The 16515-nt window shown below is 64.0% G+C and carries 18 protein-coding genes and 1 tRNA gene; 13 read left to right on the plus strand and 6 right to left on the minus strand.

All coding sequences use genetic code 11. The features are described 5' to 3' along the window. Positions 1 to 191: 191 nt before the first annotated feature. Positions 192 to 1052 carry a DUF1194 domain-containing protein gene (locus tag P9230_RS16605; protein WP_127324211.1) on the plus strand — a complete coding sequence of 287 codons (861 nt, stop codon included), beginning with the start codon at positions 192 to 194 and terminating at the stop codon, positions 1050 to 1052. Between the two features lie 144 nt (positions 1053 to 1196). Here P9230_RS16605 and P9230_RS16610 read toward each other — a convergent pair. Further along, positions 1197 to 1286 (minus strand) — tRNA-Ser (locus P9230_RS16610). A gap of 403 nt (positions 1287 to 1689) precedes the next feature. Here P9230_RS16610 and P9230_RS16615 point away from each other — a divergent pair. The 4 genes from P9230_RS16615 (at position 1690) to P9230_RS16630 (ending at position 4515) form a co-directional block, all read left to right on the plus strand. Next, complete coding sequence (locus P9230_RS16615; protein ID WP_067325731.1) at positions 1690 to 2391, plus strand: hypothetical protein; 702 nt, start codon at positions 1690 to 1692, stop codon at positions 2389 to 2391. Between the two features lie 91 nt (positions 2392 to 2482). Continuing rightward, positions 2483 to 2803 carry a hypothetical protein gene (locus P9230_RS16620; protein WP_067002648.1) on the plus strand — a complete coding sequence of 107 codons (321 nt, stop codon included), beginning with the start codon at positions 2483 to 2485 and terminating at the stop codon, positions 2801 to 2803. A 196-nt stretch (positions 2804 to 2999) separates the two neighbouring features. Then, positions 3000 to 3989 (plus strand): BMP family ABC transporter substrate-binding protein, encoded by a 990-nt coding sequence (locus tag P9230_RS16625; RefSeq protein ID WP_067325733.1) that lies wholly within the window; start codon positions 3000 to 3002, stop codon positions 3987 to 3989. 70 nt (positions 3990 to 4059) lie between these two features. Continuing rightward, positions 4060 to 4515 (plus strand): GNAT family N-acetyltransferase, encoded by a 456-nt coding sequence (locus tag P9230_RS16630; RefSeq protein ID WP_278119970.1) that lies wholly within the window; start codon positions 4060 to 4062, stop codon positions 4513 to 4515. On the opposite strand, the gene P9230_RS16635 is transcribed toward P9230_RS16630, so the two are convergent. After that, complete coding sequence (locus P9230_RS16635) at positions 4510 to 4917, minus strand: hypothetical protein (protein WP_278119972.1); 408 nt, start codon at positions 4915 to 4917, stop codon at positions 4510 to 4512. The genes P9230_RS16630 and P9230_RS16635 overlap by 6 nt on opposite strands. 38 nt (positions 4918 to 4955) lie before the next feature. Continuing rightward, positions 4956 to 5165 carry a SlyX family protein gene (locus P9230_RS16640; protein ID WP_067002641.1) on the minus strand — a complete coding sequence of 70 codons (210 nt, stop codon included), beginning with the start codon at positions 5163 to 5165 and terminating at the stop codon, positions 4956 to 4958. 163 nt (positions 5166 to 5328) lie between these two features. On the opposite strand from P9230_RS16640, the gene P9230_RS16645 reads away from it, so the two are divergent. From P9230_RS16645 to deoA, 6 genes are read left to right on the plus strand one after another with little or no spacing between them, the layout of a single operon-like run. Continuing rightward, the gene (locus P9230_RS16645; protein ID WP_278119974.1) at positions 5329 to 6861 is read left to right on the plus strand and encodes an ABC transporter ATP-binding protein; all 1533 of its coding nucleotides are present in this window, start codon (positions 5329 to 5331) and stop codon (positions 6859 to 6861) included. Beyond that, entirely contained in the window at positions 6858 to 7997 is a 1140-nt protein-coding gene (locus P9230_RS16650; RefSeq protein WP_278119976.1) for an ABC transporter permease, read from the plus strand. Before P9230_RS16645 ends, P9230_RS16650 begins: the two co-directional genes overlap by 4 nt. A gap of 1 nt (position 7998) precedes the next feature. Beyond that, on the plus strand, positions 7999 to 8970 hold the full coding sequence (locus P9230_RS16655) for an ABC transporter permease (RefSeq protein ID WP_095778796.1): 972 nt from the start codon (positions 7999 to 8001) through the stop codon (positions 8968 to 8970). A 58-nt stretch (positions 8971 to 9028) separates the two neighbouring features. Beyond that, positions 9029 to 9421, plus strand: a complete 393-nt coding sequence (cdd, locus tag P9230_RS16660; protein WP_278119978.1) for a cytidine deaminase — start codon at positions 9029 to 9031, stop codon at positions 9419 to 9421. Then, positions 9418 to 10224, plus strand: a complete 807-nt coding sequence (locus P9230_RS16665; protein WP_095830797.1) for a purine-nucleoside phosphorylase — start codon at positions 9418 to 9420, stop codon at positions 10222 to 10224. Before cdd ends, P9230_RS16665 begins: the two co-directional genes overlap by 4 nt. Beyond that, positions 10224 to 11540, plus strand: coding sequence for a thymidine phosphorylase (gene deoA / locus P9230_RS16670; protein WP_278119980.1), 1317 nt, complete (start codon positions 10224 to 10226; stop codon positions 11538 to 11540). The genes P9230_RS16665 and deoA overlap by 1 nt, the downstream gene beginning before the upstream one ends. Before the next feature lie 8 nt (positions 11541 to 11548). Here deoA and P9230_RS16675 read toward each other — a convergent pair whose 3' ends face one another. The 3 genes from P9230_RS16675 to P9230_RS16685 form a co-directional block, all read right to left on the minus strand. Further along, a complete protein-coding gene (locus tag P9230_RS16675) occupies positions 11549 to 12115 on the minus strand; it encodes a TIGR02281 family clan AA aspartic protease (protein WP_095800516.1) in 567 nt (188 codons plus the stop codon). Between the two features lie 105 nt (positions 12116 to 12220). Continuing rightward, positions 12221 to 12850: a uracil phosphoribosyltransferase gene (upp, locus tag P9230_RS16680; protein ID WP_278119982.1), complete on the minus strand. Its 630-nt coding sequence runs from the start codon at positions 12848 to 12850 to the stop codon at positions 12221 to 12223. A gap of 107 nt (positions 12851 to 12957) precedes the next feature. Next, entirely contained in the window at positions 12958 to 13932 is a 975-nt protein-coding gene (locus P9230_RS16685) for an adenosine deaminase (RefSeq protein WP_278119984.1), read from the minus strand. A 171-nt stretch (positions 13933 to 14103) separates the two neighbouring features. Here P9230_RS16685 and ubiE point away from each other — a divergent pair, with 171 nt between their 5' ends. Continuing rightward, positions 14104 to 14880: a bifunctional demethylmenaquinone methyltransferase/2-methoxy-6-polyprenyl-1,4-benzoquinol methylase UbiE gene (ubiE, locus tag P9230_RS16690; RefSeq protein WP_278119986.1), complete on the plus strand. Its 777-nt coding sequence runs from the start codon at positions 14104 to 14106 to the stop codon at positions 14878 to 14880. Positions 14881 to 14893: 13 nt separating this feature from the next. Then, the gene (ubiB, locus tag P9230_RS16695; RefSeq protein ID WP_278119988.1) at positions 14894 to 16468 is read left to right on the plus strand and encodes a 2-polyprenylphenol 6-hydroxylase; all 1575 of its coding nucleotides are present in this window, start codon (positions 14894 to 14896) and stop codon (positions 16466 to 16468) included. Positions 16469 to 16515 lie beyond the last annotated feature (47 nt).

Here is a 16515-nt window from a genome sequence, read left to right on the forward strand (position 1 = left end):
TGGGCGGCGAGCTACTCAAGCCGTTTCCCTCAAGACGAAGCCGCAGTCCAATGTTTCGATCCTAGCACGGTTTCGCTTGCCATCATCATTCACATCGGGCGGGGAGCGCCGATTTCGGCAAATGATCGGAAGCCGTTCGTGACCCCGAGATGCCTCGGACCGACAATCGCAGCGTCAGCGAGAGGCTCACCATGGACGACGAAGTGCAGATTGCTCGAAGTGTGGGCGCAAGGCCGGTGCTCCGGCTCACAGGCGTGTGCCTGATGAGCCTGTTCTTGGCAATGGCGCCCCAGGCTCACTCAACCGACCGTTCCCAGGACGGCCTGGTCGACGTCGATCTGCAATTGATCCTTGCAGTGGACGTTTCGCCGTCGATGAGCAAAGTTGAGCAAAGAGTGCAGCGCGACGGCTACGTCGATGCTTTCCGCCACGCGGACATTGCGGGGGCAGTCAAGTCGGGAGAGCGTGGAAGAATTGCAGTGCTCTATCTGGAGTGGGCAGGGCCAAATCAGCAAACCGTCATCGTGCCGTGGACAATCGTCCAAAGTCGCGAGGACGCTCTCACTTTGGCAGACAGGCTCGCGGCTTTGTCGTTGACTGAAGGCCGCGGAACGTCGATTTCCGGCGCATTGTCTGCCGCGAATGATCTGTTCGCGAATAGTGGCTTGCGCAGCCCGCGCAGGGTTGTTGATATATCCGGCGACGGACCCAATAATGCGGGAGCACTCCTTGACCCCATCCGGCAGGTTCTTCTCGCGGAAGGCGTGACGATCAACGGGCTGCCTATCGCACTGCCCCGGATTGGCGGGGCCGACGGGTTCGCGAGGTATGGCCGTTCCAACCTGCAGTCCTATTTCGAGCGCTGCGTCATTGGCGGACCAGACGCGTTTGCGATCGGTGTCACAGAGCCCGCCATGTTCGCCACCGCAGTCCGTCGAAAGCTGGTGCGTGAAATCGCCATGAACACGGATCTGGTGATCTACGCCACCTATACGGCGCGTTCAGACAGCACGACCGATTGCAACCTGATCGGTCAGCTGCCAGGGCGATAACGATCGGCGATAGCATGAGGGCTTGTGGGCGGGCCGCACGAAACGTCTTTCCGGCCACCTGCCTAACAGCCAATTGCGGATGGCTTTGAGGTGTCTTCCCTCTTCGCTAACAGCTTGAAAATATCATAGTATTAGGAAAATTGATGGCGGAGAGAGCGGGATTCGAACCCGCGTTACGGTTTCCCGTAAACACACTTTCCAGGCGTGCGCCTTCAACCACTCGGCCACCTCTCCGTCTTGCATGTCGCGTCGGCCGGTTTCGCCGCACGGGTTGGGGAGATGCATCTCCCTCGGGAAGGCCTCTCGGCCTAAATTTGGGGTGCCTTCAACCGGCAGGCAACCCTTTCCCGGCACCTCTAGCCGTCTAGGCAAAACAGGCGCGGGGCTCATCTAGTCGATCCGAAAGCGAATGCCAAGTCATTCCGTGGCTTTTGCCGTGGATGACACGGAAGCTGCCTCGGTGGCCTGCCATGCAGCCGAATGCTGTGCACAGGCCGGCCGGCGGAGTTTCCCGCGCTTGACTTCGGCTCTGGCCGCCTGTCGACTGCCTGAGGCGTTTGTTTTGTGCACTTCCGGACGGAAAACCACGACGCAGTTCCCGGAACTGCTTGGGCTTTGCGAGGGGCATCGTCCTGACATGGCATCGATCAACCAGCAGCCCGCGGGCCGGCCCGACAGCGGGCTCTCCTTCATCCCGGTGGCGTGGCTGATCATCGTGATGGCGCTTTCGGCCTATGGCCTGATCTCGAGCTGGCGGCTGATCGGCGACTTCAATCTGCCGGAAAGCGTGCTCTTCCTGATCTACGGCGGGCTGACCGGCGGCGTCGTGACCATTCTGTGGGGGCTTTACCTGCTCGGCCTCGCCTTCAACCGGTCGGCGCGTTTCCCGCGTCACTATACGATCGGGCAGGTCGCCATCATCCTTTGGCTCGTCGTGCGTCAGGCCTACACGCTTCTTGTCCCCGATTTCGTCTTCTCGGCCGAAGGGCTGGGCTTCACGGTGGCCGAGATCGCCATCGGCCTGCTCTGCATCTACCTCCTGCGGCGCGGCGCCGGCGCCGACACGGTGTATGCCAATCCCGAGGCCGTACGCCCGCCGCTCCTGGTCTCGCTCGTCGCCGCGTTGCTCGGCATCATTCTTGGTGGCGCCATCGGCGCCTGCATCGGATTTTTCGCGGGGTCGCTAATCGCCGACGCCACCCATATGAGCTGCTTCGAGGGCGCCTGCGGGTTTTTTGCTGTCTTCATCGGCTTGGGCGGCCTGATCATCGGAGCCGTCGGCGGCGGGATTTTCGCCATCTGGCGCGTCAACCGGCGCAAAGCGGCGCGGAGGGCCTAACTCAAAATCACGTGTCGCGATTGCGTGGCGGTTGTGCACGCTCTATGTCGTTTGGCGGGGCAGACGGGAGTGTTCCCGGGGAGTGCGTTGGATGCTGCGTTTCATCTTTCGGCTGGCGGCCATGGTTGCGTTGTCGATTTCTGTCATCATGGCGGTGATCGACACCACGCGCTCTGTCGCGGCGTCGGCGCTGGTCATGACGCCGCTCAACGCAAGCTGGCTGGCGGTATCGCCCGACACGCGCGCCGCGTTCGAGACCTATGTGCGCGCCAAGGCCAGTCCGCTGGTCTGGGACGGGATCATCGCCTGGGTGCTCGGCCAGCCGGGATTCGCCGTGTTCGCGGTATTGGCGTTCCTGCTCTACGCCCTCGGCTACCGCCGGCGGCGCCACGAATTCGCCCCGACCAACTGACGCGGACTCCGCCCGAAACGGTCGGCCTTCACGCTTTTTCCAACAGGTCAAAATTCCACGTGAATTTTGTTTCGGGCCGTGCCAGATTGGCCGCGAGCGGGAGGGGCATACACTTCCTGCCTGACGTCGCATGCCTGCCGGAGAACCGGGCAGGGTGTGCGGTGCAACGGAAAATAACCGACAGGGTGTGGATCACATGAAACGTATCGTTCTCGGCCTCCTGGCCGCAACCGCAATGGTTCTCCCGGCCTTCGCCGCGGATGTCCAGCCGGCCATCCTCTACGATCTCGGCGGCAAGTTCGACAAATCCTTCAACGAGGCTGCCTATAACGGCGCCGAGAAATTCAAGAAGGAAACCGGCGTCGCTTATGTCGAATTCGAAGTCTCCAACGCTTCGCAGCGCGAGCAGGCGCTGCGCCGCTTCGCCGAGGACGGCCGCAACCCGATCGTGATGGCCGGCTTTGCCTGGGAAGATGCGCTGAAGAAGGTCGCGGCCGAATATACCGACCTCAACTTCGCCATCATCGACGATGCCGTCGACCTGCCCAATGTCCGCTCGCTGGTGTTCAAGGAGAACGAAGGCTCCTACCTCGTCGGCATTCTGGCTGCGATGGCGTCAAAGTCGAAGAAGGTCGGCTTCGTCGGCGGCATGGACATCCCGCTGATCCGCAAGTTCGAATGTGGTTATGTCGGCGGCGCCAAGTCTGCCGGGGCCACCGAGGTCATCCAGAACATGACCGGCGATACCCCGGCCGCCTGGAACGACCCCGCCAAGGGCGGCGAGATCGCCAAGACCCAGATCGATCAGGGCGCGGACGTCGTCTATGCCGCGGCCGGCGGCACCGGCGTCGGCGTGCTGCAGGCGGCCGCGGATGCCGGCAAGCTCGGCATCGGCGTCGACTCCAACCAGAACGGCCTGCAGCCCGGCAAGGTGCTGACCTCGATGCTGAAGCGCGTGGACGTTGCCGTCTACACGGCTTTCATGGACGGCAAGAACGGGACCTTCAAGGGCGGCGTCGAAAATCTCGGCCTGAAGGAAGGCGGTGTCGACTACGCCATGGACGACAACAACAAGGCGCTGGTGACGGACGAGATGAAGGCGGCGGTCGAAAAGGCCAAGGCCGACATTATCGCCGGCAAGGTCCAGGTGCACGATTACACCACCGACAACAACTGCCCATATTGATCGGCAACTGAACGAGGCTTCTTAGACCGCCGGGCTTTTTGCCCGGCGGTTTGTTTTTGGGACCAGCATCATGCAACCGATTATCGAAGCCATGAGGGAGCGCGATGTCGAGACGATCGCCAAGCTGCGCCTGGCCGCCTTCTTTGAAGGCACCGGGCGGACGCTCGCAGAGGATATGGCGGGACTTCGCGGGCTGATCGCAGGCGACGGGTTCGAGGCGGCTGTCGTCGCCCGCCTCGGCGGCTCGCCGATCGGAAGTTGCCTCTTCGTCCGCAACGAGATCGACCCGGCGCATGATCTGACGCCGTGGCTCGCCGGGCTTGTTGTTGACGAGGCGTATCGAGGGCAGGGCGTTGGCACGGCGCTGGTCAGGGCCATAGAAGGCCACGCCGCGTCGGCCGGCGTTAACCGGCTCTATCTCTACACCTGGCAGGCACGATCTTTCTACGAAGCGCTTGGCTGGACTGCCACGGAAGCTTTCGAGCAGGAGGGCGAGCCGATGCTTTTGATGTTGTGCGCCCTATAGCGTGCCGGCGAGATAGCCCAGCGCGAAGGCGGCCGCCAGGGCGAGCGCGATAGCTAGGCCGAGCCGGCCGCCAAGGGAATGCAGGCCGACGCCATAAGGCTTGCGCTCGATCTTGTTGATCACGATCGGCTGCGGCTTCGCATCGCCCTTGTCCAGCCCGGCAAACCGCATTTGCGGCAATTCGCCAAGCCGGCGCTGCACAAGCTGCCAGCGCTCATCCGAAGCCGTGGCCGACGCTCCCTGCAGCTCCAAAGCACGCATGCGCTCGGCAAGCCGCAGCACCGCGTCGCGAAAGGCGGGATCGATCTCTAGGTCGCGCTCGGCGCGAGCACGCTCCCGTTCGTCCATCAGGCCGAAGACATAGTCGCCGGCCCTTGCGATGCGGTCTCCTTCACCGGCCATGACCGTTCTCCTCGAACTCGCTCGCTCCCCCTGCAGGCTCAGTAGTGCGGCGGCTTGGTCACCGGCACGTCGGGAGCGGCCTGCTCCTCCAGTGCCAGGAATCGGTCGGCAAGGGCGGCCAGCTTGCGTTCCATGCGCTCGATCACCGTCCACTGCTCGGCGATCTGGCCGGACAGTTCCTCGATCGTCTTTTCCTGCTCGGCGGCGCGGATTTCCAGCGTCGTCAGCCGATCGTCAGGCATCGTCATCATCTCGGTCTCTGTGAATGTGAAGCTCCCGGCCACCTTCGAAATTGACAAGCGCGGGGGGATTTGTCGAGAGTGAATGGCGTTCCGGCCAATTGGCACGGGCGGGGCATCATGCTAGGCATTTTGACCAAGTGATAAAAAAATAACGAGTGGGACAGGCTGCATGGCGCAAGCCGCAATCGAGCTCATAGGCATCAACAAGAGTTTTGGCGCCGTGCGCGCCAACCGCGACATCAACCTGGAAGTCACGCGCGGCACCATCCATGGCATTGTCGGGGAGAACGGCGCAGGCAAATCGACGCTGATGTCGATCCTCTATGGCTTCTACCAGGCCGACAGCGGCGAAATCCGCGTGGCGGGCAAGACGGTGTCGATCAACACCCCAAACGACGCGATAGCGCTCGGCATCGGCATGGTGCACCAACATTTCATGCTGGTCGACAATTTCACGGTGCTGGAGAACGTCATCCTCGGCGCCGAGACCGACGCGCTGTTGAAGAGCAGCATCGCCAAGGCGCGCTCCGAACTCGAACGACTGGAGCGCGAATACGGCCTCGAGGTCGATCCCGACGCCATCATCGAGGAACTGCCGGTCGGCCTGCAGCAGCGCGTCGAAATCCTCAAGGCGCTCTATCGCGGCGCCGAGATCCTCATCCTCGACGAGCCGACCGGGGTTTTGACGCCGGCGGAGGCCGACCATCTGTTCCGCATCCTCAAGCAGCTGAAGGAACAGGGAAAAACGGTGGTGCTGATCACCCACAAGCTGCGCGAGATCATGGCCGTTACCGACACGGTCTCGGTCATGCGCCAGGGAACCATGGTGGCGACCAGGGTGACCAAGGAAACGACGGTCGGCGAGTTGGCCGAACTGATGGTCGGCCGGCGCGTGCTGTTGCGGGTGCAGAAGGGCCAGTCGGAGGCCGGTGCGACAAAACTCTCGGTCAAGAACCTGACGGTCAAGGATTCACGCGGCGTCACCATGGTCGACGACGTCTCCTTCGACGTGCGCGGCGGCGAGATCGTCGGCATCGCCGGCGTGGCCGGGAACGGCCAGTCGGAGCTGCTCGAGGCGATCTCCGGCATCCGGCACGCCGTCTCGGGCGAGGTCATGCTCGAAGGCAAGCCAATCGACCTGACCGGCAAGGCCGATCCCGGCGAATTGCGCGACCGCGGTCTCGCCCATGTGCCGGAAGACCGCCACCATGTCGGGCTGGTGCTCGCCTTTGAGGAGAACGAGAATTCGATCCTCGGCTATCACGACGACGAGCGCTATCTCAAGGGACCGTTCCTGAACGTCGATGCCATCATGGCCGACGCGAAGGACAAGATCGAGAAATACGACATCCGTCCCGGCAATCCGCGGCTGAAGACCGCAAATTTCTCCGGCGGCAACCAGCAGAAGATCGTGCTGGCCAGGGAGATGGAGCAGGATCCCGGCGTGCTGATCGTCGGCCAGCCGACGCGCGGCGTCGACGTCGGCGCCATCGAATTCATCCACAAGCGGCTGATCGCCATGCGCGATCAGGGCAAGGCGGTGCTGGTCGTGTCGGTCGAGCTCGACGAGATCCGCTCGCTGTCCGACCGCATCCTGGTGATGTTCGCCGGCCGCATCGTCGGCGAACGCGGACCGGAAGCGACGGAAGGCGAGCTTGGCCTCTTGATGGCCGGTGTCGAGCACCAGGAGGCCGCCGAATGAGCACGCCTTACGCCAAGTTGCCGGCCTGGGCCGATTATGGGTTGATTCCGTTGATCAACCTGTCGGTTGCCTTCATCGTCGCGGGCTTCGTCGTCATGCTGGTCGGCGAAAATCCGTTCCGCGCCGCCGTTATCCTGGTCGAAGGCGCTTTCGGCAAGGGCACAGGCATCGCCTTCACCTTGTTCTATGCCACGACCTTCATCTTCACCGGGCTGTCGGTGGCGGTGGCGGCGCATTGCAGCCTGTTCAACATCGGCACCGAAGGCCAGGCCTATATCGGCGGCCTCGGCATCGCGCTCGTCTGCCTGAGATTCGACAGCGTCCTGCCCTGGTGGCTGATATTTCCGATGGCGATCGTCGCCGCGGCGGCGTTCGGCGCGCTCTGGGGTTTCATCCCAGCCTACCTGCAGGCCAAGCGTGGCTCGCACATCGTCATCACCACCATCATGTTCAACTTCATTGCCGCCTCGGTGATGGTGTATCTACTGGTCGGTCCGCTGAAGCCGGTCGGATCGCAGGCCCCGCAGACACGCAATTTCCTGGCCGGCGCGGAATTGCCGAAGCTCAACTGGATGATCGAATTGTTCGGCGCCAAGATCCGCTCGGCGCCGCTCAACATCTGCTTCCTGCTGGCGCTGGCGATGGCGTTCCTGGTCTGGCTGCTGATCTGGCGCACCAAGCTCGGCTACGAGATGCGCACCTACGGCCATAGTCCGAAAGCGGCGCGCTATGCCGGCATTTCGGAAACCCGCATCATCCTCACCGCGATGATGATCTCGGGTGCGTTGGCCGGCATGATGGCGCTCAACCCCGTGATGGGCGACCAGCACAATGTGGCGATCGATTTCGTCTCGGGCGCAGGCTATGTCGGCATCGCGGTCGCGCTGATGGGCAGGCTGCATCCGGTCGGCATCGTGCTGGCGGCGATCTTGTTCGGCATGCTCTACCAGGGCGGCGCCGAGCTAGCCTTCGAGATGCCGGCGATCAGCCGCGACATGATCGTCATCATTCAAGGGTTGGTCATCCTCTTCGCCGGCGCGCTGGAGCATATGTTCAGGCCCTATATCCAGGCGCTGTTCGCATCGGTCAGCCCGAAATCGGTCGGCATGCAGGCGGTCAAGGGGAAGGGGGCCTGAGATGGACAGTTTCAACGCGATCGTCCAGGTCCTGGATTCCACCATCCGCCTGTCGGTGCCGCTGCTGCTTGCCTGTCTTGCCGGCCTCTATTCAGAGCGGGCCGGCATCTTCGATATCGGTCTCGAAGGCAAGATGCTGGTCGGCGCCTTCGCCGGCGCTGCAGCGGCATCGGTCTTCCATTCGGCCTTTATCGGTCTCGGCACCGCCGTCCTGATCTCGGTCGCCTTCGCCATGGTGCATGGTTTCGCCTCGATCACGCATCGCGGCAACCAGATCGTCTCCGGCGTCGCCATCAACTTCGTCGCCGCCGGCTCGACCATCATCCTCGGCCAGGCCTGGTTCGAGCAGGGCGGCCGCACGCCGGCGCTGCAGCCGGGCGAGCGCTTCGAGGCGATCGTGTGGCCCGGCGCCGAAGCCGTTCGCAACGTGCCGATCCTCGGGCCCGTTTATGCCGAGCTGATCTCCGGCCATTCGATCCTGGTCTACTTCGCCTTCGCGATGGTGCCGTTCACCTGGTGGGTGCTGTTCCGCACCCGCTTCGGTCTCAGGATGCGCGCCGTGGGCGAAAACCCGGCCGCCGTCGACACCGCCGGCATTTCGGTCGCCTGGCTGCGCTACCGGGCGCTGATCTGCACCGGTATCCTTACCGGCGTCGCCGGCGCGTATCTCTCCATGGTCCAGAATGGCGGCTTCGTGAAGGACATGACCGCGGGCAAGGGCTATATCGCGCTTGCCGCGCTGATCTTCGCCAAATGGAAGCCGGTCAACGCGATGTTCGCCTGCCTGCTGTTCGGCTTCCTCGACGCGGCATCGATCCGCTTGCAGGGCTCGCCGCTGCCGATCCTCGGGAAAGTGCCAGTGCAGTTCATGCAGGCGCTGCCCTATGTACTCACCGTCATCCTGCTCGCCGGCTTCATCGGCAAGGCGATCCCGCCGCGCGCCGGCGGCGTGCCCTATGTCAAGGAACGCTGAGGCTCGGGCAGTCTTGGCAACCGGCAATTTGAACAAGATCGTGGGAGAGAAAAAGGAAATGTCGCATGATCTGTTCGAAGCGGCCAGGACGGCGATGGCCAAGGCCTATGCGCCCTATTCCAAGTTTCCCGTAGGCGCCGCGCTGCGCACCGAGGACGGACGCGTCTTCACCGGCGCCAACATCGAGGTGGCGTCCTATCCGGAGGGCTGGTGTGCGGAGACCACCGCGCTCGGCCACTACATCATGGGCGGCGGCTGCAAGATCACCGAGATCGCTGTGATCGCCGAGCGCATGGCCAAATGCTCGCCCTGCGGCGGCTGCCGGCAGCGGCTGGCGGAATTCTGCCGGCCGGAGACGAAGCTCTATCTCTGCGACAATACCGGCGTGGTCGAGACGGTCACCATGGGCGACATGCTGCCATACGGATTTAGGGGCGATATCCTGAAATGAAGGAAGCGCTGGATCATCTGGTCGAGAAACTGGACGGGCTGGCCCCGACCGCGGCGCTTGTGCTGGGCTCCGGCCTCGGTGGGCTGGTCGACCAGGTGGAGGACGCAAGGCGCATCCCCTATGCCGAACTGCCGGGCTTCCCGCGCAGCGGCGTCTCCGGCCACGCCGGCGAGGTGGTGGCAGGGCGTTTCGCCGGCACGCCGGTGCTGATGCTTTCCGGGCGCGCGCACTATTACGAGCACGGCAATGCCGCCGCGATGCGCCCGGCGCTCGAGGTGCTTGCCGGCATCGGCATCTCGCATCTCATCCTCACCAACGCCGCCGGCTCGGTCGATTCCGAGATGGGACCGGGCTCGGTGATGATGATCACCGATCACATCAACTTTTCCGGCTCCAATCCGCTGATCGGCGAGCCGAGCGACCGCCGCTTCGTCGGCCTTACCGAGGCCTATGATGCGGGGTTGCGCAAGGCGATCGAGACGGCGGCCAAGGAGACCGGCACCGCGCTCCACCAGGGCGTCTACATGTGGTTTTCCGGACCATGTTTCGAGACGCCGGCCGAAATCCGCATGGCGCGCGTCATGGGCGCCAACGCGGTCGGCATGTCGACCGTGCCCGAAGTGATCCTGGCCCGCTTCCTCGGCCTCAAGGTCGCCGCCTGCTCGGTCATCACCAACCTTGCGGCAGGCATGACCGGGGCGGAACTCTCGCACCAGGAAACCAAGGACATGGCGCCGGTCGGCGGCGCGCGGCTGGCGACGATCCTGCGGCGCGTCTTCGAGGAAGATTTGCCGGAAAGCTGATGCTGCCCCAGGAAATCATTCGGCGCAAGCGTGACGGCCACAAGCTCTCGATGCCCGAGATTGCGACCTTCATCGAGGGGATCACGGCCGGCACGCTCTCGGAAGGCCAGATCGGCGCCTTTGCCATGGCGGTGTTCCTCAAAGGCATGAGTCGCGAGGAAGCAGTGGCGCTGACGCTCGCGATGCGCGATTCCGGTGACGTGCTCGACTGGTCCGATTTGCCGGGCCCGGTCACCGACAAACATTCCACCGGGGGCGTCGGCGACAATGTCTCGCTGATGCTGGCGCCGATCGTCGCGGCCTGCGGCGCTTATGTGCCGATGATCTCCGGCCGCGGGCTTGGCCATACCGGCGGCACACTGGACAAGATGGATGCCATTCCCGGTTACGTCAGCCAGCCGGATTTGGCGCGGTTCCGCAGGACGGTGCTCGAGACGGGCTGCGCCATCATCGGCCAGACCGCCGACCTGGCGCCGGCCGATCGCCGGCTCTACGCGATCCGCGACGTGACGGGCACAGTGGAATCGGTGCCGCTGATAACGGCTTCGATCCTGTCAAAGAAGCTTGCCGCCGGGCTCGGCTCGCTTGTGCTCGACGTCAAGGTCGGCAACGGCGCCTTCATGGAGAAGTCGCGCGATGCGGCCGCACTTGCGAACAGCCTGGTCGAGGTCGCCAATGGCGCCGGTCTGAAGGCTTCGGCACTGGTGACCGGCATGAACGAGCCGCTGGCCTCGGCAGCGGGCAATGCGGTCGAGGTGAAGAACGCGGTAGACTTTCTCACCGGCCGCTTCCGCGACCGCCGGCTGGAGGACGTCACGCTGGCGCTTGCCGCCGAGATGCTGCAATCGGCGGGAATTGTCTCGTCCAACCAGGACGGGATCAGGCGCGCGGCCGAGACGCTTGCCGGCGGCCGCGCGGCGGCGGTGTTCGCACGCATGGTGACGGCGCTCGGCGGCCCCGCCGACTTCGTCGAGAATCCGGAGAAATATCTGCCGAAGGCGGCAGTGGAATCGGCGGTCAAAGCGGCCGAGGACGGCTTCGTCACCGGGATCGCGACGCGCGAAATCGGGCTCGCCGTCGTTGCGCTGGGCGGCGGGCGCGTCCGTCCGGATGACAAGATCGATCATTCCGTCGGCCTCACCCGGCTGCTGCCTGTGGGCGCGGAGGTGCATGCGGGCGAGGCGCTGGCGCTAATCCATGCGCGGAACGAGGCCGACGCCGAGGCTGCCGCCGTCGCGGTGCGCGCCGCCTATACGGTCGGTCACTCGAAGCCGACCGCAGAAAAGACGGTGCTCAGGCGGATACTGCCTCTGTAAAATCGCGCCTATTGAACGAGCAACAGCGCGCCGTCCTGCACTTCGTATTTCTGCAGCCGCTGCAGGAAGCTCATGCCGATCAGGTTGGTTTGCAGCGCTCGATCGTCGAGCACCACCGCCTGGACGTTGTCGAGGGAAATCTTGCCGATCTGCAGCCGGTCGACGGTGACCACGGCGGCCTTGATGGCGCCGTTCGCCGTGTTCACCTGTTGAGTGAAATCCGACTGGTTGAGCGAGATGCCGATCCGGCGCGCCGTCGATATGTTGATCGCGACCAGCGTCGCGCCGGTGTCGATCATGCCGTCTATCTGACGGCCGTTGAACTTGAAGGCGGAAGTGAAATGGCCGCGCTGGTCGGCATTGACCAGCACCTGGCGGCCGAGCGGCATCGGCGTCGCCGGCCTGGCTGGAACCGAAGCGAGATTGACGTCCGGCTGAGCCTCAGGCGGCGCCGGCTTCGAAGCAAACGCCGATCTCAGCAGGGTTTCCACCATCTGCGGGTTCGACTGATAGACGATCGGAATCGATGCCGAGCTTCCGACAAAGACGCCAAGGAGAAGAAGCTTGCGCAGCATGGATCGACCTTCGTGAAGGGTCGATCCTTAAGCCGACATGGTGTTTTCGGCTTTAACGCGCGCCGGAACCACGGCGTTTCGTAAACGAGCGGTTAAGAAAAGATCTCACTTGGTTCCGTACATGCGGTCGCCGGCGTCGCCGAGGCCAGGCATGATGTAACCCTTGTCGTTCAACTGGCGGTCGATCGAAGCGGTGAAGATCGGGACATCCGGATGCGCTTTGGTGAAGCGCCCGATGCCTTCGGGTGCCGCCAGCAGGCAAAGGAAGCGGATGTTGGTGGCGCCGCGCCCCTTCAGCTTGTCGATCGCCGCGATCGCGGAATTGGCGGTCGCAAGCATCGGATCGACCACGATCACCAGACGGTCGGCAAGGTCGCTCGGCGCCTTGAAGAAATATTCGATCGCCTCGAGCGTCTCATGGTCGCGGTAAAGGCCGATATGGGCAACGCGCGCCGCCGGCACCAGATCGAGCAGGCCTTCGAGCAGGCCATTGCCGGCCCGCAGCACGGAGGCGAAAACCAGCTTCTTGCCCTCCAGCGTCGGCGCTTCCATCTCCTCGATCGGGGTCTCGATCGTGGTGGTCGTCAGTTCGAGGTTGCGGGTCACCTCGTAGCCGAGAAGCAGGGAGATCTCGCGCAGCAGCCGCCTGAAGCCTGCCGTCGAGGTCTCCTTCTTGCGCATGATGGTCAACTTGTGCTGGACAAGGGGGTGGTCGACGACGGTGACGCCCTGCATGGTCTTCTCCAGTGAATGGTGAGTAGTGAATAGTGAATAGTGAGCCGGTTTGCGAGTCCTGATGGGCCGATGATTGCGGTTGACAGGCCGAAGGGCCCGCGAACCATTCACCGGCCTTTGGGGTCGAGCCGGCTCATCAGCATCGCCTTGGTCTTCCGGTCGACGAAGGCCGCCTCGATGGCCGTCCTGGTGACGGCGGTAAGCGCCTTGTCGTCCATCGCGAAATGCTCGGCGGCGATGTCGTATTCGCGCTTCAGCGAGGTCCAGAAATAGGGCGGGTCGTCGGAATTGAGCGTCACCTTGCAGCCGGCCGCGCGCAACGCCGGAAAAGGATGCGTGGCGAAACTATCGAACACCTTGAGCGCGATGTTGGAGCCGGGGCAGCATTCCAGCACCACGCCCTCGGCGGCGATGCGGCGAACAAGGTCCGGGTTCTCGATGGCGCGCACGCCATGGCCGATCCGCGATGGGCGGATATGGTCGAGCGCTGCCGCCACGCTTTCCCAGCCCATCAATTCTCCGGCGTGGATGGTGATGCCGAGGCCGGCCTCGCGCGCGATCTCGAAAGCCCGCACATAGTCCTCGAAATCGCCGATGCGCTCGTCGCCGGCGACGCCGAAGCCGGTGACCAGCGGATGGCCGCAGCGCGCCGCAAAGCGCGCCGCCTGCTCGATCGCCTCGACGCCGACGTGGCGTACGCCGGTGACGATCATGCGCCCCTCGATGCCGGTCCTCGCCTTGGCGCGGGCCATGCCTTCGCCCAGCGCGTCCGTATAGGCCTTGGGCGAAAGCCCGGCCCTTTTTGCGTGATCCGGCGAGGTGAAGACCTCGGAATAGATGGCGCCGTCGCGGGCGAGGCTGGTGAGATAATGATCGGTTAGACGGGCGTAATCCTCCTCGGTGCGGAACAGGTCGGAAGCAAAATCATAGGCGGCGAGGAAAGACGTGAAATCGTGCCAGACGAAGGAGCCGTTCTGGATGTAGGGCGAAGGGTCCTTGCCGTATTTGCGGCCCTGGCTGACGACGAGGTCGGGCGCCGCTGCCCCTTCGATGTGGCAGTGCAATTCGGCTTTCAAGATCATGCGGCCATCCCGTGCGGTATTCTTCTGTCGTGGCGCCGATTCCGGGTGGAAAATCGTGGCAAACTCTTCCCCGACCCGTTCTGAAAGCGCGGCCGAAAACCGCGCCTTGGACAATAGCGCCCGCCCCATCGATCGGCTATGGTCCCGCCGGTTTTATGGCGGATCGAAATAATGTCAGTTGAGAGAACCACGGCCGCGGGCGGCATGGAAACCTCCTATGGTTTCAGGAAGGTTGGCGCGGGCGACAAGCAGTCGCTCGTCAATGACGTCTTTCACAAGGTGGCCAATCGATACGACCTGATGAACGATCTGATGTCGGGTGGGTTGCACCGGCTGTGGAAGGACGCGATGGTCGCGTGGCTCAACCCCCCGAAGCGGCCGGGCTGGAAGGTGCTCGACGTCGCCGGCGGCACCGGCGACATCGCCTTTCGCATCATCGAGGCAAGCCAGCGCCATGCGCATGCCACGGTGCTCGACATCAACGGCTCAATGCTCGACGTCGGCCGCGACAGGGCCGAAAAGAAAGGCCTCTCGGAAAAGACCGATTTCGTCGAGGCCAATGCCGAAGCGCTGCCGTTCGAGGACGGCACGTTCGATGCGTATACGATCGCGTTCGGCATCCGCAACGTGCCGCGCATCGATGTGGCGCTGAGCGAAGCTTTTCGTGTGCTGAAGCGCGGCGGGCGCTTCCTATGCCTGGAGTTTTCCGAGGTCGACATGCCGCTGCTCGACAAGGCCTACGAGGCTTGGTCGTTCAACGCTATCCCCAAAATCGGCAGGGCGGTGACCGGCGAGGACGAGCCCTATTCCTATCTGGTCGAATCGATCCGCAAGTTCCCCAACCAGCAGAACTTCGCCGCGATGATTGGTCGGGCCGGCTTCGATCGGGTTACTTTCCGCAACTATTCGGGGGGCATCGCGGCGCTCCATTCGGGCTGGAAGCTTTGAGGCAGGGCGTCCGATGACCAGCGTTGGCGCCGGCTTCCGGCTCGCCAGGGCCGGCTGGGTGCTGGTCCGCGAGGGCGTCGTCGCGGCGCTGCCCGGCGAAGAGCTTTCCGGTATGCCGAAGCTCGGCTGGCGGCTGGCGTGCGTGCTCACTCGCCGCCGCGCCCGAAGCCATCTGCGCGGCGACCGGCTGGCGCAGGCGGTGGTGCGGCTGGGGCCATCCTATGTGAAGCTCGGCCAGTTCCTCGCCACGCGGCCCGACGTCGTCGGCAACGACATGGCGGTCGACCTTGCGCTGCTGCAGGACAAGATGCACACCTTTCCGAGGGCGGAAGCGGTCGCGGCGATCGAAGCCTCGCTCGGGCGCAGGATCGAGGATCTCTACGCAACCTTCGGCGAGCCGGTCGCGGCGGCATCGATCGCCCAGGTGCACGGCGCCGAAGTCGTTCGCGACGGAAAGGCTTCACGGGTCGCGGTGAAGGTCATCCGCCCCGGCGTGCGCCATCGCTTCTTCCAGGATCTCGAGAGCTACTTCCTCGCCGCCCGCCTGCAGGAGAAGTACATCCCCTCCTCGCGCCGCTTGCGGCCGATCGAGGTGACGCAGACGCTGGCGCAGACCACCAAGGTCGAGATGGACATGCGGCTCGAAGCGGCCGCGTTTTCCGAGCTCGCTGAGAACACCAAGGATGATCCGGGCTTCCGCGTGCCGGCGGTCGATTGGGAGCGGACCGGCCGCGACGTGATCACCATGGAGTGGATCGACGGCGTCAAGATGAACGATCTGACCGGCCTTGCCGCCGCCGGACACGACCTCAAGGCGATCGCAGCCAATCTCGTCCAGTCCTTCCTCAGGCACACGCTGCGCGACGGCTTCTTCCATGCCGACATGCATCCGGGCAACCTGTTCGTCGAACCGGACGGCACCATCGTTGCCGTCGATCTCGGCATCGCCGGCAGGCTCGGCAAGAAGGAGCGGCGTTTTCTGGCCGAGATCCTCTACGGCTTCATCGTGCGCGACTACCGGCGCGTCGCCGAGGTGCATTTCGAGGCCGGCTATGTGCCGCGCCAGCACAATGTCTCGGCCTTCGCGCAGGCGATCCGCGCCATCGGCGAGCCGATCCACGGCCAGTCGGCCGACACGATCTCGATGGCCAAGCTTCTGACGCTGCTGTTCGAGGTCACCGACCTCTTCGACATGGCGACGCGGACCGAGCTGGTGCTTTTGCAAAAGACCATGGTGGTGGTCGAAGGCGTCGCCCGCACGCTCGATCCGGCGTTCAACATGTGGAAGACTTCGGAGCCGGTGGTCAGCGACTGGATCGCGGGCAATCTCGGCCCGCGCGGCGTGCTCTCGGACGCGCGGGACGCCGGCAAGGCCTTGATCTCGCTGGCGAGGCAGGCGCCGGACATTGCGGTTCGCACCGAGCGGCTGTCGCGTGAGATCGACCTGATGGCGGAGCACGGCCTGCGCTTCGACGAGGCGACCGCGCGCGCGATCGGCAAGGCGGAGGCGCGCCACACCCGCTCCGGCCGCGTGGCGCTGTGGACCATTGCGCTGACGCTGATTTACATCGCGTGGCGGATTTTCTGACCGCCCGCCGCCTTGCTGCGTTTTGATTGCATTGCTATCATTGCCGG

This window comes from Mesorhizobium sp. WSM4887, from assembly GCF_029625865.1.
Taxonomy (GTDB): Bacteria; Pseudomonadota; Alphaproteobacteria; order Rhizobiales; family Rhizobiaceae; genus Mesorhizobium.

What these genes read in the sequence shown, in the direction of transcription:
- P9230_RS16620 (WP_067002648.1), top strand. Translation starts at nt 2,483, where the DNA reads ATGCTGCGTTTCATCTTTCGGCTGGCGGCCATGGTTGCGTTGTCGATT.
- ubiB (WP_278119988.1), top strand. Translation starts at nt 14,894, where the DNA reads ATGACCAGCGTTGGCGCCGGCTTCCGGCTCGCCAGGGCCGGCTGGGTG.
- P9230_RS16685 (WP_278119984.1), bottom strand. Translation starts at nt 13,932, where the DNA reads ATGATCTTGAAAGCCGAATTGCACTGCCACATCGAAGGGGCAGCGGCG.
- deoA (WP_278119980.1), top strand. Translation starts at nt 10,224, where the DNA reads ATGCTGCCCCAGGAAATCATTCGGCGCAAGCGTGACGGCCACAAGCTC.
- P9230_RS16655 (WP_095778796.1), top strand. Translation starts at nt 7,999, where the DNA reads ATGGACAGTTTCAACGCGATCGTCCAGGTCCTGGATTCCACCATCCGC.
- P9230_RS16615 (WP_067325731.1), top strand. Translation starts at nt 1,690, where the DNA reads ATGGCATCGATCAACCAGCAGCCCGCGGGCCGGCCCGACAGCGGGCTC.
- ubiE (WP_278119986.1), top strand. Translation starts at nt 14,104, where the DNA reads ATGTCAGTTGAGAGAACCACGGCCGCGGGCGGCATGGAAACCTCCTAT.
- P9230_RS16650 (WP_278119976.1), top strand. Translation starts at nt 6,858, where the DNA reads ATGAGCACGCCTTACGCCAAGTTGCCGGCCTGGGCCGATTATGGGTTG.
- P9230_RS16635 (WP_278119972.1), bottom strand. Translation starts at nt 4,917, where the DNA reads ATGGCCGGTGAAGGAGACCGCATCGCAAGGGCCGGCGACTATGTCTTC.
- P9230_RS16630 (WP_278119970.1), top strand. Translation starts at nt 4,060, where the DNA reads ATGCAACCGATTATCGAAGCCATGAGGGAGCGCGATGTCGAGACGATC.
- P9230_RS16605 (WP_127324211.1), top strand. Translation starts at nt 192, where the DNA reads ATGGACGACGAAGTGCAGATTGCTCGAAGTGTGGGCGCAAGGCCGGTG.
- P9230_RS16675 (WP_095800516.1), bottom strand. Translation starts at nt 12,115, where the DNA reads ATGCTGCGCAAGCTTCTTCTCCTTGGCGTCTTTGTCGGAAGCTCGGCA.
- P9230_RS16645 (WP_278119974.1), top strand. Translation starts at nt 5,329, where the DNA reads ATGGCGCAAGCCGCAATCGAGCTCATAGGCATCAACAAGAGTTTTGGC.
- upp (WP_278119982.1), bottom strand. Translation starts at nt 12,850, where the DNA reads ATGCAGGGCGTCACCGTCGTCGACCACCCCCTTGTCCAGCACAAGTTG.
- cdd (WP_278119978.1), top strand. Translation starts at nt 9,029, where the DNA reads ATGTCGCATGATCTGTTCGAAGCGGCCAGGACGGCGATGGCCAAGGCC.
- P9230_RS16665 (WP_095830797.1), top strand. Translation starts at nt 9,418, where the DNA reads ATGAAGGAAGCGCTGGATCATCTGGTCGAGAAACTGGACGGGCTGGCC.
- P9230_RS16625 (WP_067325733.1), top strand. Translation starts at nt 3,000, where the DNA reads ATGAAACGTATCGTTCTCGGCCTCCTGGCCGCAACCGCAATGGTTCTC.
- P9230_RS16640 (WP_067002641.1), bottom strand. Translation starts at nt 5,165, where the DNA reads ATGACGATGCCTGACGATCGGCTGACGACGCTGGAAATCCGCGCCGCC.